This window comes from Roseovarius albus, assembly GCF_900172335.1.
Classification (GTDB): domain Bacteria; phylum Pseudomonadota; class Alphaproteobacteria; order Rhodobacterales; family Rhodobacteraceae; genus Roseovarius; species Roseovarius albus.
Map to the genome: position 1 here is coordinate 105,241 of NZ_FWFX01000012.1, position 26,568 is coordinate 131,808.

A 26,568-nucleotide genomic window follows, 5' to 3' on the forward strand; every position below is an offset into this window, starting at 1 on the left:
ATGAAAGGAATTGCCATGCCCGTATTTCTGAATGCCGCCGCACCGGAGTTTGAAACCGAGTTTACCGCTTTTCTTGGCGCCAAACGCGAGGATTCACCCGATGTGGACGATATCGTTGCAGGCATCATCGCGGATGTACGCGCACGCGGCGATGATGCTGTTGTCGAGCTGACGGCCAAGTTCGACAGGCTAGAGCTGACAGCGGATCAGCTGCGGTTTTCAGAGGCTGAGGTGGATGCACTAATCGAGCAGGTCCCCGCTGAGGAACGCGTGGCACTGGAACTGGCTGCCACCCGTATTCGTGCGTATCACGAGAGACAACTGCCCGAAGATGCCCAATGGACCGATGAAGCCGGGGCCGAATTGGGCTGGCGCTGGTCCGCGGTGTCGGCGGCGGGGCTTTATGTGCCGGGCGGGTTGGCCAGCTACCCCTCCTCGGTTCTGATGAATGCGATTCCGGCCAAAGTGGCCGGGGTTGAACGCCTTGCTATTACCGTGCCAACGCCGGATGGACATGCAAACCCCTTGGTATTGCTGGCTGCTCGGCTATCTGGCGTGGATGAAATTTATCGCATCGGCGGGGCGCAGGCAGTAGCTGCGCTGGCTTACGGGACAGAGACGATCCCGCCGGTCGACAAGATCACCGGGCCGGGCAATGCCTTTGTGGCGGCCGCCAAACGCCGGGTGTTTGGCAAGGTTGGGATCGATATGATTGCTGGGCCATCTGAGATCTTGGTGATCGCTGACAACACGGCCGACCCGGAATGGGTGGCACTGGATATGTTAAGCCAGGCCGAGCATGACGAAAGCGCCCAAGCAATTCTTGTGACCGATGACGCGACGCTGGCCGATGCGGTGGTGAAAGCCGTTGAGACGCAACTTGAAACACTGGAACGGCGTGAGATTGCCGGGGCCAGTTGGCGCGACAACGGCGCGGTGATTTTGGTGCCGAATTTGGAAACGGCAGCGAAGGTATCGGATCGCGTTGCGCCCGAGCATTTGGAGCTCTGCGTCGCAGATCCGGATAGGTTGGCGGGTCTGATCAAACACGCAGGGGCAATTTTCATGGGATCGTGGACACCCGAAGCCATCGGTGACTATGTCGGTGGGCCGAACCATGTACTGCCCACCGCACGCTCAGCAAGATTCTCAAGCGGCTTGAATGTGCTGGACTTCATGAAGAAAACAACCTTGTCCAAAATGACGCCCGGTGCACTGCGCGCCATCGGACCAGCAGCAGAAACACTGGCGATCAGTGAAAGCCTTGAGGCACATGGCCTGTCTGTTCGTGCGCGCCTGAACAAATTGAATGAGCTGGGATAAAGTTAGGACCCCGCCGCCAGGGAGACCTATCAGTGCCCGGATCTGGAAGCTCGCCCAGCCAACCAAATTACCCCGTGACCTTTTAAGACAGGTTTTATCATACTTGCCAAAGGGCACACCTTGAAGTTTAGTGATCAACCACAAAGTAAATCATTTGGGACACCTGAAGTTTGCGCGGCCTGAACCTTTTATTCAACTGTTTGCGGTTTACTACAGGGTTGGCTTCTCAAGATGCAGAAGCAAATCAAAGTATTGCCTGCATCCAAATGCAGTTGACCGAAGAAGGCATCGAGGTGGGCCCCATCGATGGCATAATGGGATCGAAAACACGGTCGGGAATTCAGGAGCTTGAGAACACTCACCCTGAACTAAATGAATTACCTCCAATATCCGTGTCGAATGCGTCAGTGTATTGTCGAACAATCGGCTTGCTTCGGAATTCAACTGTCGGCTGGTCAAGTGTAAACGGATTCATAAATCTAACAACTGGTCGTGAGATGCCAACATCTCATGTGCAAAGGGCAAAGGCACTCATTGAAAACGTCACGACATTCTATCGAGATGACCTTAATGTCCTTATTCCGCAGACAATCGAAGTCGTCATTTCCGATTCCGCAGATGAAGCCGCCGCTTTAGCGGCTGCCAAACTTGCGATACAAGGTGAACACAGCGATATCACCGATGGTTTCATTGAATGGTGTCGCGGATATGGGTACTGCGGTAAATCTTATGGCGGCGTACTGGCAATTAGTTATGCCGCAGCTTCCGGATTTCCCCGCAATGATATGCATGAACTCATCGCACACGAAATAGCGCATGAAATACAGGCGCAATATGTTGGAAATTTCCGCGCTCGGGGTGAAGAACATCGAGTGAGCCACCGTGGCCCGAACTGGTTAACTGAGGCACTTGCACATGCATTGGCCAAACATATTCGAAACCCGCACAAACATCCAAAATACGATTTGAAAAAAGCAAATCTTCGCCGGGAATACGAAAGTGAACGCCTAAAGGACTTCATATATCAGTCTTCGGCTTGGGAGGACGATTTTCAAGATTACAGTGTTTTTGCGGGCCTTTCTCTGGTCGCCAAGGCTTCACACCACGCGGTTATAAAATTCTGGGAAAAAACGCCCGAACTCGGATGGGAAGACGCATTTCAATTGGCCTTTGGACTAACAGTTGACGGATTCTATCAAAAGTTTGGCAATTTATAGTGTCGACTCTTTCGAGTGTGCCGAGATCAGGCATTCGAGAAAAGCATTCAGGCGGCGACCTTTGGAAGCGCTCTTTTTTACCGTGGCGGTCATTTGCGAGGTGAAGCGCGCTTCTTGGCATTTGACCTCACGTAGCCAATCCCCCTCTTTGTACAAATGTCCGATATGGGTCGGTAGAAAACCCAGATAGCGACCTGACATAATCAAAAGGGTTAATGCCTCTTCGTTTTGCACGAAGGCAGATTTGCGCAATTTAAGTTTTTGATGCACCGCCATGTTCGGCGAGTTGAAACTGAGCCCGGCATAGTCGTGCTTTCGAAGCTCTTTCAGGCGAAAGCTCTCTTCGGCAAGGTCAAACAGCTCATGCCCTTTACCGCAGTAGAGACGCATATCCTCTGTATACAGCTCGTAAGAGGTCAACATCGGAGATTGGCGGTGGCTCGGGACAATGCCGAGACTGAAACGCCCGTTGATCACCCCTTCTTCGATCACGTTGGGTGGCTCAATGGACAAGTCCATGGTGACACCCGGCGCAATATCGCGAAACATTCGAATTGCACCGGCAATGAATGCTCGGGGATTGGACGACGATTGATCCGAAATGGCGATTTTTAGCTTACCAGTCAAATCTGTATGAGCTTCGTCCAATTGTTCTTGAAATCGGTCGATGGAAGAAAACAGTTCATCCGCGGCACTGAGTACATGTTCACCATCAGATGTGAGCGAAAATCCGGCTGGCCCGCGGTGACACAGCTTCAGGTTCAAACGTGTCTCGAGATCCGAAATATGCTTGCTGATAGTGGATCGGCCAATATTGAGTTCGAATTCAGCCGCAGTGAAACCACCGCAGGCCACGACAGTCCTGAACACCTCGAGCAGGCGGATATCGACATTCGCGAGACGGGTTATCGTTGACCTTTTGGCGATTATAATGTTTCCTGATTATCAAACATTGCGTCAATTACTTTGTATTAACTGCACGGACATTGCAACATATATAACCGACATTGGATTGACTCAGAGCCACGACAATGGTCGGGTTTAAGAGTTGAAACCAAAACAAAGAACTACACCCGGGAGGAGTCTTAATGACTTTCATCAAAAAACTATCAACTATTGCTGCTGCCGCATCCGTCGCCGCGTTGACCGTTTCGGCACCAGCACTGGCAAAAAACTTTAAGATCGCCGTTGGCGATAGCGGCGGTTCCAGCCAGGAAGCCACAGGTCTGGCCTTCATTGAAAATCTGGAAGAGCTGTCAGGTGGCAATCACACAGCAACACTGTTCTTGAACGGTCAGCTGGGCTCCGAGCAGGACACCGTGAATGACGCGGCTATCGGTTCGCTCGACATGTCGTTGCTGGCGATCAACAACGTCACACCGTTCTCACCTTCAGTTGGTGTTTTCACCCTGCCTTACGTGATCCTGAGCCTGGAAGATGCGGAAACGCTGACCCAAGGCCCAATCGGTCAACAGCTGACAGAAAACACAATCAACGACGCTGGCGTTCGCATCATCGCTTGGACTTACACAGGTTTCCGGGTTCTGACGAACTCGAAAAAGCCAGTTAAATCGGTTGCTGATTTGCAGGGTCTGGTCATCCGCGTTCCTAAGAACGAGATCATGATCGACACCTACAAGTCATGGGGCATTAGCCCAACACCAATGGCGTGGTCAGAAACATTCGCCGGTCTGCAGACCAAAGTTGTGGATGGTCAGGATAACCCTTACACCACCATCAACGCGATGAAGTTCTACGAAGTTCAGAAGTACGTAACAAACATCCGTTACATCTTCTCGATCGAACCACTGGTTGTTTCCGAAGCTGTTTTCCAAGAGCTGTCAGCTGAAGATCAAGCCATCGTTCTGGAAGCCGGTAAAGCCGCGACACAAGCGTCTGCCCAATTCCTGCGCGACAAAGAAGCTGAGATCAAGCAAATCCTGATCGACAAAGGCATGCAGATCGACGATCCAGAAAACAATGAGCAAGAGTTCATTGACCTAGCGACTGCGGCTGTATGGCCAAAGTTCTATGAGAGCATCGGCGGTGTTGAGAAACTGAACGAAGTTCTGGCGGCCATCGGTCGTGACCCAGTTTCCGAATAATCACCTGCGATAAAAAACGAAAGGCGCCATTTGGCGCCTTTCTCATAAAAACAGAGAGGGAATTATGGAACGCTTTTGGGGCATCATGAACAACATAGAAAGCTACATATGTCGCACCTTGCTTGCGATATTTGTCTGCCTTCTATTCCTCCAGGTGGTGGTGAGAACGCTTTTTGACTTCTCCTTCTCCTGGGTTGAGGAATTATCAATCTACATGTTCGTCTGGTTCGTCTTTTTTGGAGCCAGCTACGCGGCAAAAATGGGCGCGCACAACCGTGTGACGTTCCAATTCAAATTCCTTCCACCGCGCGCGATTAAGTATATCGAAGCATTCGCCGATCTGTTCTGGATCTGCTTCAATGTTTATTTTGTCTACCTCGCGATCGACTTCATCTTCAACAAGATGAACAAGTTCCAGTCCTCTCAGACGATGGGCTTCCACCTGAGTTGGGTCTACATCGTGCTACCGATCGCATTCACGCTGATGACGATCCGGGTCATTCAGGTCAATTACAAGAAAATCATTCTGGACGAGGATCTGAAGGATCCGGATGCCATTGATCTGGAAGAAGTACGGGCCGAAACAGAAGCGGCGGAAAAAATCCATATGGATGAAATTCGCGCCGAAATGGGTCTGGACGAAGAAAACGATAAAGAGCAGGGGGACAAATAATGGAATCCGAAATCATTCTCATTCTGTTTGGCGGCTTCCTGGGGCTTCTATTCATTGGGGCACCGATCACCGTGGCGCTTGGCGTGTCAACGATGATCTCGTTCCTCTATCTGGGTGAAAACCCGATCAAATTCGTGCAAATCGCCTTTACCTCGGTGGGGTCCTTCCCGCTGATGGCCCTGCCCGCCTTTATTCTGGCCGGGGCGCTAATGGAGGCCTCGGGGCTTTCGAGGCGACTTATCAACGTGGCGGAAAGTTTCGCTGGGCCGTTCACCGGAGGCATGTCCGCAGCCACAGTATTCGCCTGCCTGTTCTTTGGTGCAATCTCGGGTTCTGGCCCTGCAACCACAGCCGCCGTTGGCATGCTGATGATCCCCGCAATGATTGACCGCAAATATGACCGCGACTTTGCCTCGGCGATTACCGCGTCATCCGGTGGTCTGGGAATCGTTATTCCGCCCTCCATTCCATTGATCATCTTTGGCATCGCGGCGCTTGGTATGCCTGCCCCACCAGAAGCGGTCGCAGAGCATGGGACATTCCAAACTGTTTCGATCCCGAAACTGTTTATCGCCGGCTTCATGCCCGCCTTCCTGATCGCGGGCAGCTTGTTGGTCATGAACTACATTCTGGCCAAGAAGAACGGCTTCAAGGGCAGCACTGAGGGTTGGTCTGCGCGCCATATCTGGTGTGAGATGTATCGCGGCTTTTGGGCGCTGATGGCCCCGGTTGTGATCTTGGGCGGGATCTATTCCGGCTTCTTCACCCCAACAGAAGCGGCGATTGTCGCGATCTTCTACACTCTGGTTGTGGGGGCGTTCATCTATCGCGAGTTGTCATGGGAAAAGCTGTTTGTCTCGCTTGAGACAACCACTTGGTTGACCGGTCGGGTTCTGTTGATCATGTTCACCGCGACCGTGTTTGGCCGTCTGCTGGTCGAAAACCAGATTCCGGCGATCATCGCGGATGGCATGCTGTCGGTCACTGACAACATCTACATCATCTGGACGCTGGTCATCTTCTTCCTGCTGTTTGTTGGCATGTTCATGGAAACATTGGCCACCATCCTGATCCTGGTGCCGGTGATGCTACCTGTGGCTTACAGCGTGGGTATCGACCCGATCCACTTTGGTGTGGTTATGGTCTGCTGCCTGGGTATTGGGTTCCAGACACCGCCACTGGGAGAGAACCTGTTCATCGCGTCGGGTATTTCAAATATCTCGATCGAACGGATCTCAATTGCGGCCCTGCCCTTTGCAGCGATCAACACCATAGCGATTTTCATCATTGCCTTTGTGCCTGAGATCTCGCTCTGGCTACCTAGATTCTTTGGGTATTAAGGTCGGAATGGAAAGGAACTGAAAAATGTTACCACAAGTAAATGATATCCTTTTCGCGACGGATCTGTCGGAAAATGCAAACAACGCTTTGCGCCATGCACTCAGCATGGCGCAAGCCCACGATGCCCGGGTACACGTCCTGCATGTGACTGAGCCGCTGACTCAAGATGCCATCGTCACGATGCAGCTGTTCTTTCAGGACGAAGCGTCGCGCAAGAAGGCAATCAAGGATCGGCACGCCTCGGTCAAGGCAATGCTCAAGACCAATCAGAAGGACTTTGTGAAGTCACTGAGCAAGGAAGAAAAAGAAGCCTACAAGCGCGTTGAATCAGTCGAACTGGTCGATGGCCACCCGGCTGAGTCGATCCTGCAACGCGCTAAGGAATTCAACTGCGGTCTGATCGTCATGGGTACTCATGAACATGGCACAGGCCACACCTTTATCGGGACCGTAGTCAAGCGCGTGCTGCGCCGCTCATCGATCCCGACCCTTGTTGTCCCGCACCTGGGATAAATTACGACCCTCCCTGTTGGACTGTGGCGGCCAGAAATGGTCGCCATTTTTTAGGTGAGACAAATTTCACATTAGAGATGCAGAAATTATTGCTGCTAAATTGCCGATGACAATTTTTCTGGTGAGCAAATCTCGATTCTCTTCCGCCCTGTTTTCAGCGCCCCTTTTTGTTTGAGGCGCGTTAATGTACGGCTGACCATTTCTCGGTTGGCACCGATTGACGCGGCAATTTCGCCATGCGTCGGCGCATCTTTGATAATACCACCGGCCTTGAGCAAGTTTTGCTCCATTGCCAGGCGAATAAGATAGGAGGCCACGCGTTGCTCGACGCTGTACGTCGTGAGCTCAAGGTTGCGCTCTGTCAAAGATCTGACCTTTGCCACAAGATCATAAGCGATGCGATTGCGGACAAGCGGGACCTTATCAAACAGTTCTAGAAAATCGTTTTGAGGAATTGAAACGATGCGCGTCTCTTTCATGGCTGTGATTGCAAGGGATCTATTGCCGCCGTCAAGCGCTGCCAGTTCACCAAAGTATGCACCGATAAGGAAACGGTTGAAAATAACTTCACGCCCTTCTTCGGTCCAATATACGGCTAGTAGGGTGCCAGATAACAGAAAGTACACATCCCGCGATGTGTCATACTGGCTGAACAGGATTTCCCAAGGCTTCAGGGTTTGTTCACGATGAGTCAGATTGACGACAGATAAATCCTCGGGCGTCAGCCCCTCAAAGAGAGGTAAATTCAGTTGGAGGAGCTTGTCAGCCGTCATAGTGCGCACAACATTGAACGGGCGGTTTCCAGTTCAGGAAGCTGTGCTGTTTCGGGAAACTTTTTCAAGACAGATTGCAAATCACTGACAACGTCATCGCCCAGTGCAGCCCGATCCAAATGCGAACGCAATGCCCAGATAGCGGCACCCTGCCGGTCAGCTGTGTGAACAGCCAACTTCAGCGACACGTCAGCCTCGGCCCATTGTCCATGGGCCCGGCAAATTGCAGCATGCGCGCGCAAAATGTCCGCATACCAATACTGGACATTGCTGTCTCGAGCGGTTGCAACGGCGCGGAATGAGATCCGGTAAGCGTCCTCAACCCGGCCGACCTGAACCAAGCGACGGGCGTAGACCGAGGCAAAATAGGGCTCTCCTGCATTGGCACCGATCAGGCGGTGGGTTTCGATCACCTGCGCGAACTCTTCTAGGCCTTGAGGCGTCTGGGCTAGGCCAGGGTCCATGACAAACTGCCAAGCCCTTCCTGTCATCTGCCAGAAGGCTGCGGATTGGGAGGTGGCAATCTCCATACCTTTGCCAAGCCGCTCGAGAGCGTTTTCTTTCTGACCCGCGTAATAAAGCGGTACGGCGCCCCAGATCAGCGCATAGGGCCGCATTACTGGGATATTGAGAGCATCCTGATGGGCATCGGTTTCTTTCACCAAATCATCCACACGATCAAGTTGCCCCACCATCACCCGCGCCGGGGCCTCGAACATCTGTGCGGCAGCAAAGATATCCATGCCATAACTCGCAATCATCGTTGCGTGGTTTTCAATGCGATATAGATCCCGGATTTCCCTCGTGCGCTTGAACTGATCAAAGAAGTCCGCATGATAAAAGCTGTTGCAGTTCCGAACGGCGAGAGATGCGAGATGCACCGGTGCGTGCTCCCCCTCGCAGGGCACTGTCGCCGCAATATGGCCCAATAGTTCTTGAAAACGGTCCGCCCTGAGTTTGTCAGCTGCCAGAATCGCGTGGGAAAAACTACCGAACAGCGCCGGAGCACTGCCCGCACCCGGAATGCGTTGAGAGCTTGCAATACGTAAAACCGCGTCAAAAGCCTCGCGGACTGGTTCTGCCGTGAAACCTTGTACTTGCATCAAAACAGAACCCAGCGCATTTTGCCCGGCAATTGCCAGGCTGGAGATATCATCCGCTGATCCTGTCGCCTTTTCACAGAGGTCGATCGCTGTGCGTGCATGGCTTTCCGCATCCGAAAATGCCCCTTGCATCAAGGCAAGATGATTAGCCTGCAGATAGTTCCCGATGGCCGCAATATATTGTCGAGCGCGGGTCTGGTGCTCGGCCAGCAAGGCGGGGTTGCTGGCCCAAAGTAAAGTGTGATGCGATTGCAGAACATCGGCGATGCCAGCGTGCAACTCTTCGCGCGTTTTTCGCAACAAAGAGTTATACGCCGCCTGCTGAAGCAAATTGTGAGCGAACGCCCATTCCTGATCAGAGCGTTTTTGCAACACTCCGGCCTTGGTTCCCTTGTCCAACGCCTGATCCAATTGGGTTTGATCCGGGATAAGAGCTGCCAAAAGATCATATCGAAACACCTGCCCGATCGCAGAAGCGCGTTGTAAGGTTATTTTAGCATCGCCAGTGGCATCGATCCTTTCCGCCAGCAGATCCATAAGAGTCGCGGGGATTTCGGTTTTATTCTCTGAAAATCGACGGCAAAGATGATCCAGAAACAGCGGTACACCACCGGCCCGCTCGACCAGCTCTTGTTGAAACTTGGTGTCGATCTTGCCTTTGCTCAGCTTGTCAAGCATCTGCAAGGCATCGCTTTTCTTCAACTGGCCCAGGTGGATCGTTTGCGGGGCCGGTTGGGACAGATAGGTCCGAAGTTTCGGGTCATCACGGCTTGTCATCAAAATCTTGATGCCGCTTTTGTGCGGAGCGTTCAGGATGTGTTGGAGCACACCAAAGCTTGCCGCATCATACCAGTGTAAATCCTCGAACAGAATCAAATCTGTTGCAGGATCATGAGACAATGCGTGCCACAGACTGGCTTCGATCTGGCCTTTCAGTGCGGCACCTGGCAATTCAGTAAGAAGTTTTTGTCCTTCGGGAACACCCATGATCAAGGCCAGACAGAGATGCTCGTTTTCTGCAAGCTTAGGAAAGGCCAGAGTGATCGCTTCAAAATCAATCTGGTCTAAAAGCAGATGACTAATCCAGTCTTTGAAAGGCTGATAACTGGAATTGGACTGATTTGCATCGGCTTGACAGATGATCGGAGCCGCCATTTGATTTGCAAAGTGCATCGTAAGAGCGGTTTTTCCCATCCCCGCCTCTCCGGCAATCAGCATCGGTTGATGGCTAGCGTTGATGGCAGAACGTTCGGCCTGTCGACCCACCAGAATGTCGTCGATCGGGATAACAGGTGCCGAGGTTCCTTTGCTCGCCTGATACAGGGTTTGCTTGTTGGCGATACCCTTTAGTTCTTGATCGGGGTGCGCCGAAAACGAAAATTTACCACGCAAAAGGTTTCGGGTCTGCTCCGCGATCATTACCGTGCCGGGTGCGGCCTTGGTTTGGACGCGTTGCGCCAATGTGGTGACCATGCCAGTCAAACGAGGCCAGGCTTCTTTGTCCAACGCGGTCCGGATTGCGACCTCGCCCGTCGCAACCCCAGCGCGCAATTGCATTTGCATGCCGCTGTTCGAGTTCAAATTGAACTCTTCCACAACACAAAGCGCGGCATTCACCGCCTTTGTTGCCGCCAGCTCGTCAGAATGGGAGAGGCCAAACACCGCGACAACTCCGTCACCAAGGTATTCTGTTACCTCTCCCTGATTATCTTCAACGATGGCACGGGCGTTTCTGTAGTAACCTTCAAGCCAACTTTGCAAGTCTTCAGGATCGGCGACACTGGCGGTCTCGCTGAAGTTTACAATATCAATGAACGCGACAGTAACCTGTTTACGTTCGCCTGTGACTGACGGCTGTGCCATTCACCTTCCCCAACACATTAGTGAGGTATATTTCCCCTTAGCCTTTGTATATTTGACAAACGCCTGCTGTCCAAGGGGTTTGAGAGGGTCCAACTGGTCCAAATCCGGAATGCACCAGGAAGTTTATTGCTCTCATCCCTTTCTGTCTGACCTGCATCCAATGGTCTTGCGTACATAGTCCCCGCAGGAATATCCGCGAAGGACGCGTTTGCCACGTCGATCTCTGCCGAGACCCCCGCGACGTAAGCCGAGCTGAGATTGAAATCGAAGGACGAGAACTGCCATTTGGAGAACTTACCTTCGGTCACGACAATCTGCTCTGAAATTGACTGGACCAGGCCGCAATGAGGCGATTCAACGAGAGGTCGAGCAAAATCTTTTTGCTGATAGCGACCCGACCAGATGGGCGCTCCATCAGGCGTAGCAACCTCGTATCTGTCATGCCCCATCTGCAATTTGCCCATGCGCTTGTTGTAACCATACATCCATACACCGGCCCATTTGGCCCAGGAATTGGTCAAATAAAGATTCGGCAGATAGCTAAAGACCCCCTCATAGCCTTCGACCTGTACAAAATTTATGGCGATGATGGCCTCCAGATAGTTCCGATAGCCCATGAACCGAGGCAAGGCTGACAGGCGAACGCCGATCTGCTGGTTGGCCAGCATCGCAATGGGGTGCCGCCCTTCGGGTGTCAGCGCTTGCGGATGAAGGGTCATCCCCTTGGGCAGAACAGCCTGCAGCGCTGCCGCATCGACATCGTGGAAGCTGAAAAAACCATCAATGGAGCCTGTCCCATAGAATGGGGTCAAAGGCCACGGTGCTGTCTGGGCATAGGGAATAGCCAGCTTGGCGTCATCGGTCGGCCCAGCGTCATTCCCCAGATCGCCTTCGCCGACCACTTCAATGTCTGCGCCGGTCAGACCGCGAGCACACACCAACCCCGAGATGGTGGCAGCTTCGACACAGCCCGCGTTAATACCGCAGCGAGTCCAGTCACCAGCCAAATAGAGGTTTTCGAACCCTGAACCATCCGGTGGCAGGCGATACTGCACACTACCCGGCACAGACAGAACGTAGCGCTCTGATCCATAGAAATTTTCGCGAAAGTATTGCCCCTCGTATTTTTCTTTGGGGGTCGTGGCGTTGGTGGCATGCAGGATCGATGCGTCAAACTTGCCTCGTTTCAGCGCCCCCGGCCACATGCGGGTCAGTTCTGTATCAGCCCAGGCGCGCACCCGCTCCTGGATTGTGCCCTTGTCGACGCCTGCGTCGTGGCACGGGCTGCAGAAGTATGCAAGTGCGGTCGGGCCATCCTTGCCCCAGTCCTCGTGCGGCAGCAGATCAGACATATCTGCCCATGTATCCAATGGTTCGGCGAAAGAGGTAATCACGGTCTTCAGATCGCTTTGATCACCCTTATTGTATTTTGCGACCAGATCTTCCCACCCCAGTTCAGCCGGGGTTTTGGTGGTCCAGAATTGCGCGGCATGCGTGGCCACGGTTGGCACTTTATCGATCATCCTGCGCCAGCGGTTAGACGCCAGAGACAGCTCTTGGGTCATATAGGGCAGTGATCCCATAGACGCCCCCAGAATGACCAAATCAAAGTCACGACCCTTTTCCAGACGATACGCCCGACCTTTGGGCACATCTTTTTCGCATTCAAAGTCAATTCCTGACTTTTCAAGCTTTGCCCCGTCTTTCAGCTGATCCCACAGCGGTTCTGAGGGCCAACACGGCAGGTTCTGCACGTCAACCAACGGATCATAATCACCAGCCAGCACCTCTGCCTGTTCGACCATATCGATGGCGGTGATGCTGTTTTGGTCAGGCCCAAGCGACAGGTTTGTCGCTGCGTTGAAGTATTTGAACTTCACTCCACGTTCTTTCAGAACCTGATAGTAGGGTCCAAAAATCGTATCACCCATCCCCGCCTGCATTTTGAAAAACAGCGAGCCCTTGTAGGTAAAAGCAAGTCGCAACAGACCCCGGATCGCGGTACCTGCACCAACACTGCGATGGTCAGTGACACCGCCCGGATAGCCGAACACATAGTCATAGCACCCGCGGAATACAGCAGAGTAAACCGCGTCATTGCTTGCGCCGTAATGCAGCAACCAGTCGCTAATTTCCCAGTTGTCAATTTCGTCAAATCCTTTGAGGAACAAACCGTTGTCGATCGTGCCCTTAAAGAACGCAAGCGACAGGCTGATCAAGTAGCCCATACGGCGGGACTCATCGCTTTGGCTGCTTGTGGCTCTTTGCAGTTGGTCATCGTGCCAGTTCTGGGCCTGCTGGGTCAGCGCCTTCAAATAAAGCGTTTCACTAGCCGTATGCGTGAAAGCATTGATGTTCAGTGCCTTGGTGAAATTGTGCAAGTGATGCAATGGCGTGGGTGCCGACAAAGGCAGCTTCTTGGCCTTGAATTCCGGATGGAACCGGGTGTGAACATGATGCGTTGAATAGCCTTCAAACTCATTTTGAAGTAGTTTTATGATAGTCTCGATGGCCATCTGGAAATAGGCGAATGGGGTCGGCAACACGCCGCCTGAGCCCGGTTTGTCGTCGTTCGGTTCAAAATCAAATCGCCAGGGGCGTAACTGCTTGCTCCCATCAGGCTGCGGAATTTCGTCCGCCAGCAGGAAATGGTTCAACCCGTGAAACGCCTTGTCCAAGGTGCCCAACGGTGCATCAGGACTGCGCAGCCCGGTTGTGTTCAAGGTTTCATAGCAATCGCGCATCAAACGGAAACCATTTTCATAGAAACCCGCCCAGATATGCAGACCATGTTCTTCGATCCGCTGCCCCTCTTTGGCGTTGCGTCCACTGGCCCCTTTGCCACCCAGGCGCCATCCCAACTGGTAAAGCGTGATGTCATAGGACTTCTGCCAATCCGGCAGCTGAGTGATTGCATAAACCGCTGTTATGGCGCCAACGCCACCGCCAATCACGGCTACCTTTTGGGGGTGAGAGGTCATGAATTTTCCTTGTTTTCTTTAAATTGAGCAAATTTTTCAGACTTTAATTGCGCCGCGAGGCGCAACGGACGGGGTTCTAGTTCGCTAATCACCCAAAAAGGCGTTCTGCCTTGTGATTTGTTAGATTCGCGATCCACACGACAAGAAGAATCGTTAAAGTTGAACGTAAAACTGCTTCTCAGGCCCTTTGTTGGGCAAAAATATGGTCAAATTCTCCAAAACGTAAAATTTTATAAAAAGTTAACCATTCTGTGCGCCGCGACACAGAACTTTGTTCTGCCAGTGGTTAGACAAAGATCATCGTGAGTGTGTGTATCAAAGTGAATTCGTAAATTTCGTTGTCGGAGATGTGAATGGAACCGTTCATCGCGCAGATCATGCTTTTTGCCGGGGGTTATGCACCTCAGGGGTGGGCATTCTGTGATGGACAAACCCTACCCATCTCCGGCAATGAAGATCTTTTTAGCTTGATCGGAACGACCTACGGCGGAGATGGGCGCACTACCTTTGCCCTGCCTGATCTTCGCGGACGTGTTCCGGTGCACGCGGGTCAAGGGCCCGGTTTGACCCGGCGTACATTGGGTCAGAAATTTGGTGACGAATCTGTGGTTACCGATGGGATCGCATCAATGCCCATGATCGAAGAAGAACGCATCGCCAACGTCGCATCAGGCCATTCGAATGTGGTTAAGGGAGTATTTGGTTCGGCACAACGTTGCACCAGGTCACCCGCGACTGTCGTTGCCAGTGACCCTCCGGGGATGGAAGCACATTCGAGCCATCGTTCCCACGGCGATTCCCAACCAAGCCTTTGTGTTAACTATATTATTGCGTTGAAGGGCATTTACCCTCCAAGATCCTGATTTAGGCAGCAATGCCGGATGACGACAGACGGCAGAGCATTCGTGCTCTGCCGGAATTTTTTGAGCAATGGGTTTCGCAATTAGATCACTGTGAATCCACACGCGTCAGACCAGCACTAACTTATGTTATGACATAATCATCCAAGGTAATTACGCTAAGGACATCATTAGTCAGAAACCCATATGAGCGCGGGCAACCAATCCCAGAAAGGACTTCTACGTCGTAAAGCTCACCGATGATGCCGTCGATCCTGAACCATTGAACGCAGCTTCTGGTATTCAGGTCAATCACTTGAATGCCACACCAGGGTTCGCTGTCAGCATCGCGAAGTCTTTGGTCGAGAGCCAAGCCTTCGAAGCGCTTGTACCTGGGCTTGGACAGGCCAACAAAGGCGTAGTGGCTGTGAAAACTCAGCCCGCGCACAAACCCCGGACAGAAAGTCAGAGGCGTGAAACGCTCAGTCAGATTCGCCTTTGAAAAGTCAATCCAGCCCAGCTCACCCGTACCGGAGTTCAGCACCCAAAGCTTACCCTGATAAATACGCGGGGAATGCGGCATCGACAGACCTTCGCAAATCACCTCATTTGCCTCGACGTCAATCACCACTCCTCCGTCTGCTCGTCTGTCGCGCCAACCATCGATGGTGTCAGATTTGCTTACTGCGGTGACATATTTTGGTAAACCATCCTGCATGGCCATACCATTCAGGTGGCAACGGTCCTCAGCAACAATGGTTGAGATAAAATCGGGTTTCCAGTGGGGTTTGAAGGAATGAGTGTCGGAGACTTCGGCGATGCAGTTGTAGCGCGTATTCACAAACAAGATTTTGTCATCAATGGTGACGCCAACATCATGGGCATCAAGATATCCTGTCAGATGGCTAGTGCGCGGCACGAAGCAGTCCGTGAACTGATCATCCATCAGCTCACTAGGACGCAAGATGTTCTGCATCCGATAGATGTTCGCGAGCGTCGCCATGTACAAGGTTTTGTCTTTGTAATGCAGCCCCATCGCTTTTTGGAAATGTTGCTCGTTGACCATCAATCCGCCTTTGGGGTTTCGGCCAAGAAGATACAAACGACCAGACTGATACGAAGTTGCTGCGAGGGCAACATCCAGGCGTTTAAGAAGGTTGATGAACCCGGCGGAGACTGAATAGGTCACTGCTGGTCCGGTTGGTGTGGCCTTCGAACCGGATTGCATATTTTTCGTATCGGTCAAAGACGGACTTTCACTTCAGTTTTGCAAACCATAGATTTTCAATCGGCCCGTCTGCAAGCAACATTTCGAGGCGCGCCAAATTGGATGTTTAGTCAAACGCACGTCACCTCCCTTAATCGTCATTCACGATACGTCTATGGCGCGCATCCTTTTGGATATTTCACGTAGACTGAGTGTTGCAAAAATGCATGCACCCACTGCGGCAAACATACAAAAGTTAAAATGTGATTACCAAAGACCCACAATTGCCATTTTAATACGCTGAAAAAGCGAAAAAGCGCGCAGAAAAACATGCAGTAGCGTGAATTCCAGTTTGGGGACCCAATGCCAGTAGTGAAAACCTTGAATCGTAAAATGCGTCGCCGCGAGAACGCGTTGAAGAAAGATCAATCACACCATTTCGCAAATGAAAGCCGTACGTCAACACGATTGACCACACCGCTCACCTTGGGTGCGATCGGCCTTGGGGCGATAATCGGATTGCCTACTCCAACTATCGCGCAAACAATTGTCCCACCTAGCAATGGCCCCTGCACCGTCAGCGGCGCCACGGCCACCTGTACCGGGGATCTTTCAGCCGGCATTGAGGTCAATGGACCAACGATCACAACACTGAATGTGAACAATGTCGATGCCCCTGGTGTCGGTTCATCCGGTGGTGATGGGATAAATTTTGTGACCCCCAGCGGTGCCATCAACATAACAGTGGTTGGCAATATTAATGCCGAGGATAATGGAATTTTCGCCGACCTGAACGGTAATGGCGACGTCAATGTCACCACAACTGGTAATATCACCGCGCAAGAAAACGACGGAATAGATCTCGAAACCACCAACGGGAATATTAACCTTAGGTCAACAGGTAACATCACCGCACTTGATGATCATGCAATCGATATCAACGTCGTGAGCGATGGCGATGTAAATGTAGTATCCGTTGGCGATCTGACGACACAACCCGATGGCGGTGAAGCAATTGAAGTCGACGTGAATGGTAATGGCAATATATCGGTCACATCGATAGGCAACATCGACTCTGACAGTGACGGTATCGAACTTGACGTCGATGGCAATGGTGATATCACCATTATGTCCCAAGGTAACATCTTCGCAGAAGTTAATGATGGCCTTGAAGGGGACGTAGACGGCAACGGCAATATCACCATCATTTCTAAAGGTAACATTGATGCTGACGATAGCGGCATCGAGGCGGATGTGGATGGGAATGGCAACATTGTCATCGTCTCCAGCGGCGATGTAATGGGCCGGGAAAACGATGGTGTTCAGGCCGAGGTTAACGGCAACGGTAAGATCTCGATTACGACAGCTGGAACAGTCTATGGCGAAAATTATGGCGTTGTCGCCGAGGTTGTCGGCAATGGATCAATCAGCATTGTTAATAGTGCAGATGTCTCTGCTGGTGATGCTGCAATTGCGGTAATTAATCGCCCGGGCGCTGCGCCAGCGACTATAACCAATAGTGGTTCGCTCACAGGCGGGAACGGTTTTGCAATTGATCTTCAGGGTAACGGCAATGACGTTGTAAACTTATTGCCAGGCTCCGTGGTCAACGGCGCGGTTGACTTCGGCAATGGCAATCCAAACGATATTGATACATTGAACCTTGCGCCCGGTTTGAATGCGGCAGTCAATTTCGCTGATGCTTCTGGATCTGACAACGATTTGGCCTCGGCCCCCGAGATCATCAACTTTGGTGGTGCTGGTGTGTTGATTAACGGTGGCCTGACGGCGGTCGCGGTGGACACCACCGGCTTTGCGGTGCAGGGCACATTTATCAGTGACCTGACCAACGCGATCTTCGGCGCGGTTGACAACGCAACGCCCACCCCTACCCCATCGGTTGGAGATCAAGTATCACGCAACTGGCTCGGCTACGACGATAACAGGGCAGGAAATGGCTCTCGCATCTGGGGCACTGCTTTTGGCGGTTTCAATAACGTGGATGCAAGCGGATCGAACGTCGGCTTTGACCACAATATCACGGGTCTAGTGTCGGGCATCGAGACCGACAATCTGGGCGTCGAAGGCACCTTTGGGGTGCTGGCCGGCTACAGCGACAGCAACATCTCACTGGATGCGGACGCCGGTGATGTGGATATCGAAGCCTATTATGGCGGCGTGTACTGGAAACGGGACTACGGCCGCTTTAGCCTGAATGCGGCCTTCGTTGCCGGTGCAACCGACAACGAGAGCACCCGCAACGGTGACCAAGAGCAAGCGGTTGGTGAATTTGATGGGGCGTTCTACTCGCCATCCATCTCGGTCGCAGCACCAATCACATCTTGGGAAACCCCTGCCTTTGTCAGTGCGCGGGCCAATTATGTGTTCATGCAGCTAGATGGTTATACCGAGACGGGCTCATCATTGCCGTTGACCATTGGGGATCGGGATGTCTCCATCCTCAACACCCGGGCGCAGCTGAATCTGCCGCGCACCATCGAGTATTCGAACGGGGGCAGCACCCATATCAACTGGGCCTTCGGTCTGGATGCGACAGTTGATGTCGGGTCCGACGATGTGGACGCCATCGTGGCGGCAACACCGTTCTCCTTCGTCGCTGATACGGAGGATTCAGCGGCTGGGTTCTTTGGGGTCGGCGCCAACTACCACTCCTCCGATGGAAACAGCACCATTGGTTTCAACAGTGAAATACAATCCGTCTTTGGCGGCGGCCTCGGTGTTATGGGCGAACTCACAGCGTCGTTCAGATTCTAGAAGCTGTAATCGATCCTCGGAGATTGAGCACATCACGAATTACGCGGGGCCCCTTACACGGGCCCCGAAGCATTTTATTGAGACCTCTAAGAGGCATGATGCGCGAGAATTCAGGAACGACATGCCTGCAAAGTGCGGCCTGACCACTCAAATAGTTTTAGGGAGCGTCATCTTTGTTGCTGAAAGCAACAGGTCTTTAGAAATGGGCTTGGTACTACCACTCGTAAAATTCGACATGGTCGGCTGATAGCGAATAACCTGTTTTAGCAATATCGGTGGTCTGAATTTTAGTTTTCAGTATGCCTTCGACCCAGACAGGAGCCCAGAGGTCGTTATTCGGCCAAGGCGGATTGGCCTTAACAAACACCAGCTGGTTCGCTGGCGGCGGCGGTGTATGGATACAGGCCCCAACATAGGGAACCAGAATGAAATCTGTCACACCGCCGGAGCCAAGCTTGATCGGAATGATAAAGCCAGGCATACGGATATAGGTACCGTTCAGCTTGTCGTTCAGTTTGGTTGCATTGGCATCATAGACCGGAAACCAGGTGTCATTAACCTCGTCCATCTCACCTTCTCCGATGATCTCGGAATAAGGCACACCTTTAGGAATAAGTTCATCCCAGCCAATTTCGCGTGGGCTGGCCGCCCAGGTAGCCGTGGGTAGCGCTGTGCTGGCGAGGCTCGTGGCGAGAAGCTGTCTGCGGGTCAGATACGTCATGGTGCTTGCATTCTATCACTGGCCAATCGGATTCGGTAGGCGGAACGTCTTCACGATTAGTTTTCCAGGCTACCCTTTGCCGAGGAGCTCTGTGCCCTGCCGACATAGTTAGCGATAGTTAGCTGATCAATGGGGTCGGTAACCCCTTTATTTTGCATGACCTGCGCCAGAGCTCCACCTTGTGACCAGTCATTGCGGTTACCAAACTGCCGCGCCACCATCGGGGCGGCTTCGGGGCGTAGTGCTACCATCCGCGTCAGAGCACCGGCGATCGCTGTGCGCAGATCGGGTGAACCTGTGCCATTATGAATAGCCAGGGCCTCAACTACCTGCTCTAACTTGTCCAACGGTTGAGCTACATCCGACAACAAAGCATTTTCCAAGCGGTTGACCCCATTGCCACCATCCAGCTCAATCAGAGCCGTGGCAAAAGCCCCCAAATTAGTGGCCCAATCCCAATCCTTGCTGCGGTTAATGAAGTTATAGACTTCATCCCGTGCCGCGTCTGCATCAGTTAGACCCAAAAGAAGAATTCGGACTGATTGAAAAGGATACCCCTGCCGAGACCAAAGCTCGCGTGCCAATTCTTCGACAGGAATCGATAGTTCGATCTGCCGCAACATCACATAAGGTGCCTTATCGATCTCTCGCAAGGCGAGGTTTTTCAGGGCGGGATCTGGGTGGTTCAAAAGGGCTGCAAACATCGCAAAGCGATCTGCGCCATAGCCTGGGTCCCAATTTACGGCTTCTGCCTGAACTTGCTCAATCATCGATAAATAGGCCGCGTTGACATAGCTGACATGTTCCCATTCACCATCACGTTTGCGGGCAAAGAGAACATAGTCATCCGGATTACGGACCATCTTTTTGCGCAACACGCTGTCGACCAGATAGGGGAGTTGTTCGGTCGGCGCATTTCCTCGCAGAATTCGGGCACTTGCGAAGGCAAATTTATTGTCAGCCGAAGGTCGGGCAAGAATGACGTCCTGACCATCAATCAACCAATCGACTGCAGTTTGCTCGGGCACATAGTAGTGAAAGGCGCATGCATTTGCCGAGCCAACGGCGAGCATTGTTGCCAACGCCAGAGGATAGGCCAACTTTTGTGTTGATTGAATAATGTGCGTCAGTCTGGTCATGTCCTGACCATCATACCATCTGCGACGGACAGACGGTAGGCCCGCAAGGCGGGCACGAGGCTCACAAATGCTCCAGCGGCGATAACGGCAGCCAGAACCCAGAATTCGCGCCACGACGGGGCCTCAATTGGCAGCCACAAGCCAAAGGTGCCGTCGACGATGGGTTGCGCGATCACTAACCCGACATAAAGCAGGGCCAAACCAAGGGTCGCCCCCGCGGCTGACGTTAGCACCGCCTCGAGCACCAGAAGCCCCAATATGGTCGTTGGTCGCGCACCCATCGCACGAAAAATTGCCATTTCGCGGCGACGTTCATTCAAGCTGGAAAAGATTGTTGCCATCATGCCTATCAACGCTGTGACCACCACCATGGCCGAAACGCCCAGCAATGCGGTTTCCGCAACTCCGACGATCGCCCACAGTTCTTGCAGCGCCACGCCAGGTAGAACAGCCAGCAGTGGCTCTTCAGGATATTCGTTGATGGCCCTCTGAAGGCCAAAAGTCTGCAGAGGGCTTTCCACACCCACCAGTGCGGCGGTGATGGCCTTGGGGGTGAGATCCATCTGGCGGATCACTTCAGTCGGGGTGGTTTGGCCAGGGATCTTTGAGCCACTCTTCCAATCCACATGAATAGCTTCGATGGCCTCCATGCTGATGATCACAGTGCGATCCACCGGCGTGCCGGTTTTTTCCAGAATGCCCGAGACGCGAAACGGCTGATCCTCATGTTTGGTGAAAGACGCCAGACCGTGTGCCACCACGATGGGATCTCCGACTTTGTATTTAAGCGTTGCTGCCACATCGGCCCCGACAACGGCGTCATAAAGATCATCCATGACCACGCCATCGGACATCACCAGCGGGCGATCATCGCGGTATTTGTAGCGTTCAAAAAACTCAGCTGTGGTGCCCATTACCCGAAACTGCAGATGGCTGTCGCCCAAGGAGATCGGCACGATCCAGTCGACCTCGGGCCTTGCCGCGATGTCCTGATAACTCTCCCATGTCACGTTATTGGTGGCGTTGCCGATGCGGAAGACGGAATAGAGCAAAAGCTGTACCGATCCGGATCGCGCACCAACAATCAAGTCGGTGCCCGAGATCGTATCGGCAAAGCTGGCCTTGGCCCCGGTGCGGACCTTTTCAACGCCCAAAAACAGCATCACCGAGAGGGCAATTGCCAGCACTGTCATCCCGACAGTCAAGGCGCGCGCCAAAAGCGAGCCGATGGCAAGACGAAGGATCATGCGACGCGCCTTTCGATTGAGGCGATGTCTTCCATGCGCAGTACCCGGTCAAAGCGTTCGGCCAGACGGGGGTCATGACTGACCATCAGCAGGGTGGTACCGTGCCTTTGCACCTGATCGAACAACAGGTCCAGAAAGGTGGCCTGACTGTTGGCATCCAAGGCCGAGGTCGGTTCATCCGCGATCACCACCGGAGGACGGCCAATCAGGGCACGGGCTACAGCGACACGCTGTTGTTGACCCACGCTGAGTGCAGCGGCCTTGCTGGCGAGAACCGTTTCTGGCAGACTAAGAGCGGTGCATAGTGCCTGTGCCTCTGTCTTGGTGTCACCAGCGCGTTTGCGGCGTTCAGGCGCAAAGTGCAAGGGTAACTGGATGTTGTCGAGAACGGACCCGAAGGGCAGCAGGTTGAATTGCTGAAAGATCATGCCGATCTGTTCGGCGCGAAAGCGGTCTCGCGAACCACCTGAAAGTCGGGCAAGATCGGTGCCCGCCACGGCGACTTGCCCAGAATCAGCAAGGATGGTGCCACAGATCAACGAAAGAAGCGTTGATTTCCCCGAGCCGCTTTCACCCAACAACAAAACAGTGTCCCCCGCAGCAATGTCGAGCGTAGGCACGGACAAATGAAATGACGTGCGGGACTTCCACCGATACCGCACGTCATTCAACATAAGAATTGGATTCTGGTTATTCACATTCAGAACATACCGCTCAAATCCAGTTCAGGGGAAGAGCGTTCTACCTCAAAAGCTTGCGCGCCGGAGGCGGAGACAATTTGCACCTCAAGTTCGCGCGCGTTTTCAAAAGTGTCGAAGTAGGGGAAAGACATGCTGGTAATCGCACCGAGGTCTTCGCATGTCAGGGCGTATTCGGCGTGGAATTCTGTATGGCTTGCTTCTTCAGCATGTTCCTCATGGTCATGATCGCCGTGATCATCATGCTCTGAGTGTTCATCGTGGCCATGCTCATCATGTTCTTCGTGCTCTTCATGGTCGTCATGTTCCGCATGATCTTCACGCTCATGTTCGTCGTGATCATCGTGCGCGCCGTGATCCTCTTCGCTTTCGAGTTCTGCGCTGGCTTGAGTCACACTGCAGTTTGCAGCCTCGGGAACCTGAAACAGATCAAGCGGCTTGGACAGCGTTGCAATGGCATCTTCAATTGCAGCGCGATCTTCCGCGCTTTCGGCTTCATATTCGAATCCAACGATGTCCGCCCCCGGCGCGTGGAATTCCATGGCGACAACGGCCCCATCGACGGCAATATTCAATGTACCAACGCCGTGTTCATGGGCCTCCAACTGACGAGCGTTTTCAGCAAGAACAGGGGACGCCAGAAGAGTTAGGAGAATAGGCATTTTGTTTTTCATGTTAACGCTTTCATACATCGTAGCCAGTTGCGAGGAACTCACGCAGGCTTGTTTTCAAGTTACGGGGAAGCAAGGCGATGCGCCAGATTGACAAGCTGAGTAGTGTCACATTTTCTCCCCTCTCATCCCGGGGTCCCGTTGCAATTGTTATGATATAACGTACAGAGCGTGCAAGATATATCTTTACTGCACAGCTTTCAGGCAAAATTTCCGAAGACGTTAGTTTACCTAAAATACACTCAACGACACATGGCGAAGTTCTCGCTGTTGAACAAACCCACTATCGAGCTGGTCGTAATTCTCGTGCAATTGTTGCATGAGCAGGGTCAAAACAAACAAAGCCTCCCGAAGGAGGCTTGTTCGACTAAATTGGTTGCGGGAGTAGGATTTGAACCTACGACCTTCAGGTTATGAGAGAGGCAAAGGCCAAATGCACGGGGTACGCCATTTTGCGACCACCTACCCTATCTTATTGAATATGTTAATTTATTATTGACGCGAGGCGCGCTCAAATTCTACGCCTTACTCTGTGGTTTGCTTCCAGTTGCTTCCACAGTGCTTCCACGAGAGGCAAAACCGGTAAGGAGAATGACATGCCAAAGCTGACAAAACGGGTGGTCGATGCGTTGCGATCTGAGGCCAAAGATTACTTTGTCTGGGATACTCAGATTGCTGGGTTTGGGCTTCGTGTCATGCCTTCAGGGGCCAAGACCTATCAAGCACAATATCGCAAGGGTGGCCGCACCCGGCGCGTATCAATCGGTCGGCATGGCAAGATCACCGTCGATGAGGCCCGCAAGCTGGCCAAGGAAGTCATGGGACAGGTTGCCAAAGGCGAGAACCCTGCCGAGGATATCTCGCAACACCGCAAGGCACCGACAGTGGCGGCCCTCTGCGAACGCTTCTTTTTGGATCATGTCAAACAGCGTTGCAAAGCCAGCACCCAAGGCGAATATCGCCGCGCCATTAATCTGTTTATCAATCCCGCAATTGGCAATTTCAAATTGGTGGATGTGGAGCGCAAAGACATTGCCGAATTGCACCACAAATTCCGGGACAAACCCTATCAGGCCAACCGGACATTGGGCGTGCTGTCCAAGATGTTTAACTTGGCTGAAATTTGGGGATTACGGCCTGATGGATCGAACCCATGTCGCCATGTGCCAAAATATCGGGAACAGAAGCGCGAACGGTACCTCAGACAGCATGAGTTGCAGCGACTTGGGCAAGTGCTGAGTGAGGTGGAACAGGACGGCAGCGAGACGCCCTACATTGTGGCCGCTTTCCGTTTGCTAATCCTGACTGGGTGCAGACTGGGGGAAATACAAACCCTACAATGGCAGTTCATCACAGACAGCGGCATGGAGCTTCCAGACACCAAAACAGGGGCTAGACTCATTCCCCTACCCCAAGCTGCTAGAAGGGTTCTGAGCGCCCTGCCACAGCTTGTTGACAACCCCTACGTTATCGCGGGCAAGCTCCCCGGCCAATTTGCCACCGATTTGCAGCACCCATGGCGGCGCATCCGGGAACAAGCTGGAATTCCCGACGTACGTATTCATGATCTGCGCCACACCTATGCGTCAAATGCGGTATCTTCTGGCATGCCCATTCAGATGGTTGGCCGCCTGCTGGGCCATACCCAGCTTCAGACCACGATGCGATATGCGCATCTAGCGGATGATCCAGTTCGAAAAGCGGCCGAGGAAAATGCAGCAAGACTGGATGCCCTTGTCGGAATGCCCGACTCATCTCAGCGCCTACGTATCGTTAGGTAACGGAAAAATCCCAACGAGAGCATGTCTATGTAACGTTATGTATATGGGCAGGCACCCTACGTTATATTACATAGGAGCTTCACTCGGCTCTTTGCGCATCCATCCCATCATTCCTGAAACTATGAATACGAGATTTGGACTATGTCAAAATATTCCACGCAAGAAATTAATCACCTTTGGAAGCATGGGTATCCCATGCAAAATTCATGGCTGACGTTTGCCCATCCTGATCTGAAAACCCAGTGGGATGTCGCACAAGAGAATTCTGCGGCGAATGCTTTGAACGACGGGGTTGAAGCGGCAAGCAACGCAGACCTTTCTACACTTGGAAAAATGACAATGGCATTTTCAGGTGCTCAGGACATCTTGGCTGAACGTGGGAAATTGGAAAAACGACTGAAGGCAAACATCCTCAATTACATCAAAAAAGGTTATCTGCATGTATTTGGATATGAAGCTCCAAGAAAAGTAGCATCTCCGGCCATCGAGGTGCCTGCACCCTATTGGAATGGGAAGCCCGATTGGGGGAAAGGCTGCCTCGAAAGTCAAAGCCTGCAATTTGTCGAAATCCGTTTTATGACCCCGAAGATGTGTGAACAAGCACTGGAACGCGCAGCGAAAACCGCAAGCCTAGACCTTCGTTCAAGTGGGCGGCCTTCTATTAAATCAGATGTCAAAGCGGCGTTTCAAGCACTCAAACAGCAAGGCAAAATTGATGTGAATTTGTCAGGGAAAGCCCATATTGACTTGATCCGCGAACACATGAGAACGAAAAATCCAGATAAGTATCCAGAAAGTTACAAGCTGGGGTACGAAGGAATACGCCCTCACTTTATGCCTCTTTTCAAAGAGTTAGTAAAAAACAGTAAACAGTAAATTAGGCAGGAATTTACTGTAGTATTTTCTGTTTTCGTTTTGATCCAAACCAAGAGCATCTGAAGTCCAACATGGAGTAAGACAGATGCTTACTAACAAACCTGCAAACGACAATAACCAACCTGCAATGGATTATCTTGACGGTTTTATCGACGAAAAGTCAGCAGCCGACTTTTTGTGCCAAAGCGTGCGCACCATTCAGAAATGGCGTGTAACGGGGTTTGGCCCGAAGTTCTACAAATCGGGCCGGTCGGTACGTTACCGCCGTCGCGATCTCTTGGCGTGGGCTGAAACACGCCGCTGCGGCAATACCAGCAACTACACCGCAGCTTGAGTTTTGCCCGTGCGGGCTTGGCAGCACCGTGCGGGATTTTGGGGCCGGACGGCTTCACGAAGGCGCGGGATCAAATGGCATTCCGCGCCTTTCTCACATCCAAATTCAACTTACTGATCAATCTAGGAGACTTAGCATGTCCAATCTTCCCGCCCATAAAATCAAACTGGGCCTGACAACAGCAACCATCTGGAACAACAATGGATCTTATTCGGTCGACATCACCCGGTCTTACAAGAACGGTGATGGCGATTGGAATAACACTTCCGGCTTTTTCCATTCTGACCTTCTCAATGTCGCGAAATGCGCGGAACGCGCTGAAATATGGATCAGCCGACAACTGACCGCCCGCCCATAACATCCGAGCCGGGCACCAGCCCGGCCCCAA

Annotated in this window: 22 protein-coding genes; 12 read left to right on the top strand and 10 right to left on the bottom strand. The window is 52.4% G+C overall.

Translation table 11 applies throughout. From position 1 onward, the window contains the following. Positions 1–15: 15 nt before the first annotated feature. Entirely contained in the window at positions 16–1,323 is a 1,308-nt protein-coding gene (gene hisD, locus ROA7450_RS16595) for a histidinol dehydrogenase (protein ID WP_085807097.1), read from the top strand. Positions 1,324–1,493: 170 nt separating this feature from the next. Further along, a complete protein-coding gene (locus ROA7450_RS16600) occupies positions 1,494–2,540 on the top strand; it encodes a hypothetical protein (RefSeq protein ID WP_143534498.1) in 1,047 nt (348 codons plus the stop codon). Here the strand turns inward: ROA7450_RS16600 and ROA7450_RS16605 are convergent. Beyond that, positions 2,535–3,410, bottom strand: a complete 876-nt coding sequence (locus tag ROA7450_RS16605) for a LysR family transcriptional regulator (RefSeq protein ID WP_085807068.1) — start codon at positions 3,408–3,410, stop codon at positions 2,535–2,537. The genes ROA7450_RS16600 and ROA7450_RS16605 overlap by 6 nt on opposite strands. A gap of 218 nt (positions 3,411–3,628) precedes the next feature. Here ROA7450_RS16605 and ROA7450_RS16610 point away from each other — a divergent pair, with 218 nt between their 5' ends. The 4 genes from ROA7450_RS16610 (at position 3,629) to ROA7450_RS16625 (ending at position 7,172) form a co-directional block, all read left to right on the top strand. After that, positions 3,629–4,645 (top strand): TRAP transporter substrate-binding protein, encoded by a 1,017-nt coding sequence (locus ROA7450_RS16610; RefSeq protein WP_085807069.1) that lies wholly within the window; start codon positions 3,629–3,631, stop codon positions 4,643–4,645. Between the two features lie 64 nt (positions 4,646–4,709). Continuing rightward, a complete protein-coding gene (locus ROA7450_RS16615) occupies positions 4,710–5,318 on the top strand; it encodes a TRAP transporter small permease (RefSeq protein ID WP_085807070.1) in 609 nt (202 codons plus the stop codon). After that, a complete protein-coding gene (locus tag ROA7450_RS16620) occupies positions 5,318–6,658 on the top strand; it encodes a TRAP transporter large permease (protein ID WP_085807071.1) in 1,341 nt (446 codons plus the stop codon). The genes ROA7450_RS16615 and ROA7450_RS16620 overlap by 1 nt, the downstream gene beginning before the upstream one ends. A gap of 25 nt (positions 6,659–6,683) precedes the next feature. Continuing rightward, positions 6,684–7,172: a universal stress protein gene (locus ROA7450_RS16625; RefSeq protein WP_085807072.1), complete on the top strand. Its 489-nt coding sequence runs from the start codon at positions 6,684–6,686 to the stop codon at positions 7,170–7,172. 95 nt (positions 7,173–7,267) lie between these two features. Here ROA7450_RS16625 and ROA7450_RS16630 read toward each other — a convergent pair whose 3' ends face one another. Genes ROA7450_RS16630 through ROA7450_RS16640 form a run of 3 tightly spaced genes read right to left on the bottom strand, consistent with a single transcriptional unit; the run spans position 7,268 to position 13,892 of the window. Continuing rightward, entirely contained in the window at positions 7,268–7,945 is a 678-nt protein-coding gene (locus ROA7450_RS16630) for a Crp/Fnr family transcriptional regulator (protein WP_085807073.1), read from the bottom strand. Then, positions 7,942–10,911, bottom strand: coding sequence for an adenylate/guanylate cyclase domain-containing protein (locus ROA7450_RS16635; protein ID WP_085807074.1), 2,970 nt, complete (start codon positions 10,909–10,911; stop codon positions 7,942–7,944). Before ROA7450_RS16635 ends, ROA7450_RS16630 begins: the two co-directional genes overlap by 4 nt. Positions 10,912–10,928: 17 nt before the next feature. Next, complete coding sequence (locus ROA7450_RS16640; RefSeq protein ID WP_085807075.1) at positions 10,929–13,892, bottom strand: acetoacetate decarboxylase family protein; 2,964 nt, start codon at positions 13,890–13,892, stop codon at positions 10,929–10,931. Positions 13,893–14,245: 353 nt separating this feature from the next. On the opposite strand from ROA7450_RS16640, the gene ROA7450_RS16645 reads away from it, so the two are divergent. Further along, positions 14,246–14,755: a phage tail protein gene (locus ROA7450_RS16645; RefSeq protein ID WP_085807076.1), complete on the top strand. Its 510-nt coding sequence runs from the start codon at positions 14,246–14,248 to the stop codon at positions 14,753–14,755. A gap of 121 nt (positions 14,756–14,876) precedes the next feature. On the opposite strand, the gene ROA7450_RS16650 is transcribed toward ROA7450_RS16645, so the two are convergent. Further along, positions 14,877–15,977, bottom strand: a complete 1,101-nt coding sequence (locus ROA7450_RS16650) for a TIGR03032 family protein (RefSeq protein WP_143534499.1) — start codon at positions 15,975–15,977, stop codon at positions 14,877–14,879. 324 nt (positions 15,978–16,301) lie between these two features. Between ROA7450_RS16650 and ROA7450_RS16655 the strand changes: the two genes are divergently transcribed. Further along, complete coding sequence (locus ROA7450_RS16655) at positions 16,302–18,713, top strand: autotransporter family protein (RefSeq protein WP_085807078.1); 2,412 nt, start codon at positions 16,302–16,304, stop codon at positions 18,711–18,713. A gap of 214 nt (positions 18,714–18,927) precedes the next feature. Here ROA7450_RS16655 and ROA7450_RS16660 read toward each other — a convergent pair whose 3' ends face one another. Genes ROA7450_RS16660 through zrgA form a run of 5 tightly spaced genes read right to left on the bottom strand, consistent with a single transcriptional unit; the run spans position 18,928 to position 23,192 of the window. Continuing rightward, positions 18,928–19,434: a DUF3299 domain-containing protein gene (locus ROA7450_RS16660; protein WP_085807079.1), complete on the bottom strand. Its 507-nt coding sequence runs from the start codon at positions 19,432–19,434 to the stop codon at positions 18,928–18,930. Positions 19,435–19,490: 56 nt separating this feature from the next. Further along, positions 19,491–20,573, bottom strand: coding sequence for a hypothetical protein (locus ROA7450_RS16665; RefSeq protein ID WP_085807080.1), 1,083 nt, complete (start codon positions 20,571–20,573; stop codon positions 19,491–19,493). Then, positions 20,570–21,820 carry an ABC transporter permease gene (locus ROA7450_RS16670; RefSeq protein WP_085807081.1) on the bottom strand — a complete coding sequence of 417 codons (1,251 nt, stop codon included), beginning with the start codon at positions 21,818–21,820 and terminating at the stop codon, positions 20,570–20,572. The genes ROA7450_RS16665 and ROA7450_RS16670 overlap by 4 nt, the downstream gene beginning before the upstream one ends. Then, positions 21,817–22,494: an ABC transporter ATP-binding protein gene (locus ROA7450_RS16675; protein ID WP_085807082.1), complete on the bottom strand. Its 678-nt coding sequence runs from the start codon at positions 22,492–22,494 to the stop codon at positions 21,817–21,819. Before ROA7450_RS16675 ends, ROA7450_RS16670 begins: the two co-directional genes overlap by 4 nt. A gap of 26 nt (positions 22,495–22,520) precedes the next feature. Beyond that, on the bottom strand, positions 22,521–23,192 hold the full coding sequence (gene zrgA, locus ROA7450_RS16680) for a zinc uptake protein ZrgA (protein WP_085807098.1): 672 nt from the start codon (positions 23,190–23,192) through the stop codon (positions 22,521–22,523). 593 nt (positions 23,193–23,785) lie between these two features. Between zrgA and ROA7450_RS16685 the strand changes: the two genes are divergently transcribed. The 4 genes from ROA7450_RS16685 (at position 23,786) to ROA7450_RS16700 (ending at position 26,538) form a co-directional block, all read left to right on the top strand. Then, positions 23,786–24,970 (top strand): site-specific integrase, encoded by a 1,185-nt coding sequence (locus tag ROA7450_RS16685; protein WP_085807083.1) that lies wholly within the window; start codon positions 23,786–23,788, stop codon positions 24,968–24,970. Between the two features lie 141 nt (positions 24,971–25,111). Further along, a complete protein-coding gene (locus ROA7450_RS16690; RefSeq protein ID WP_085807084.1) occupies positions 25,112–25,846 on the top strand; it encodes a hypothetical protein in 735 nt (244 codons plus the stop codon). 85 nt (positions 25,847–25,931) lie between these two features. Continuing rightward, on the top strand, positions 25,932–26,180 hold the full coding sequence (locus ROA7450_RS16695) for a helix-turn-helix transcriptional regulator (protein WP_234999572.1): 249 nt from the start codon (positions 25,932–25,934) through the stop codon (positions 26,178–26,180). 136 nt (positions 26,181–26,316) lie between these two features. Continuing rightward, a complete protein-coding gene (locus tag ROA7450_RS16700) occupies positions 26,317–26,538 on the top strand; it encodes a hypothetical protein (protein ID WP_085807085.1) in 222 nt (73 codons plus the stop codon). Positions 26,539–26,568 lie beyond the last annotated feature (30 nt).

What these genes read in the sequence shown, in the direction of transcription:
- ROA7450_RS16675 (WP_085807082.1), bottom strand. Translation starts at nt 22,494, where the DNA reads ATGTTGAATGACGTGCGGTATCGGTGGAAGTCCCGCACGTCATTTCAT.
- ROA7450_RS16655 (WP_085807078.1), top strand. Translation starts at nt 16,302, where the DNA reads ATGCCAGTAGTGAAAACCTTGAATCGTAAAATGCGTCGCCGCGAGAAC.
- hisD (WP_085807097.1), top strand. Translation starts at nt 16, where the DNA reads ATGCCCGTATTTCTGAATGCCGCCGCACCGGAGTTTGAAACCGAGTTT.
- ROA7450_RS16610 (WP_085807069.1), top strand. Translation starts at nt 3,629, where the DNA reads ATGACTTTCATCAAAAAACTATCAACTATTGCTGCTGCCGCATCCGTC.
- ROA7450_RS16630 (WP_085807073.1), bottom strand. Translation starts at nt 7,945, where the DNA reads ATGACGGCTGACAAGCTCCTCCAACTGAATTTACCTCTCTTTGAGGGG.
- zrgA (WP_085807098.1), bottom strand. Translation starts at nt 23,192, where the DNA reads ATGAAAAACAAAATGCCTATTCTCCTAACTCTTCTGGCGTCCCCTGTT.
- ROA7450_RS16690 (WP_085807084.1), top strand. Translation starts at nt 25,112, where the DNA reads ATGTCAAAATATTCCACGCAAGAAATTAATCACCTTTGGAAGCATGGG.
- ROA7450_RS16700 (WP_085807085.1), top strand. Translation starts at nt 26,317, where the DNA reads ATGTCCAATCTTCCCGCCCATAAAATCAAACTGGGCCTGACAACAGCA.
- ROA7450_RS16645 (WP_085807076.1), top strand. Translation starts at nt 14,246, where the DNA reads ATGGAACCGTTCATCGCGCAGATCATGCTTTTTGCCGGGGGTTATGCA.
- ROA7450_RS16670 (WP_085807081.1), bottom strand. Translation starts at nt 21,820, where the DNA reads ATGATCCTTCGTCTTGCCATCGGCTCGCTTTTGGCGCGCGCCTTGACT.
- ROA7450_RS16615 (WP_085807070.1), top strand. Translation starts at nt 4,710, where the DNA reads ATGGAACGCTTTTGGGGCATCATGAACAACATAGAAAGCTACATATGT.
- ROA7450_RS16660 (WP_085807079.1), bottom strand. Translation starts at nt 19,434, where the DNA reads ATGACGTATCTGACCCGCAGACAGCTTCTCGCCACGAGCCTCGCCAGC.
- ROA7450_RS16625 (WP_085807072.1), top strand. Translation starts at nt 6,684, where the DNA reads ATGTTACCACAAGTAAATGATATCCTTTTCGCGACGGATCTGTCGGAA.
- ROA7450_RS16685 (WP_085807083.1), top strand. Translation starts at nt 23,786, where the DNA reads ATGCCAAAGCTGACAAAACGGGTGGTCGATGCGTTGCGATCTGAGGCC.
- ROA7450_RS16665 (WP_085807080.1), bottom strand. Translation starts at nt 20,573, where the DNA reads ATGACCAGACTGACGCACATTATTCAATCAACACAAAAGTTGGCCTAT.
- ROA7450_RS16635 (WP_085807074.1), bottom strand. Translation starts at nt 10,911, where the DNA reads ATGGCACAGCCGTCAGTCACAGGCGAACGTAAACAGGTTACTGTCGCG.
- ROA7450_RS16695 (WP_234999572.1), top strand. Translation starts at nt 25,932, where the DNA reads ATGCTTACTAACAAACCTGCAAACGACAATAACCAACCTGCAATGGAT.
- ROA7450_RS16640 (WP_085807075.1), bottom strand. Translation starts at nt 13,892, where the DNA reads ATGACCTCTCACCCCCAAAAGGTAGCCGTGATTGGCGGTGGCGTTGGC.
- ROA7450_RS16620 (WP_085807071.1), top strand. Translation starts at nt 5,318, where the DNA reads ATGGAATCCGAAATCATTCTCATTCTGTTTGGCGGCTTCCTGGGGCTT.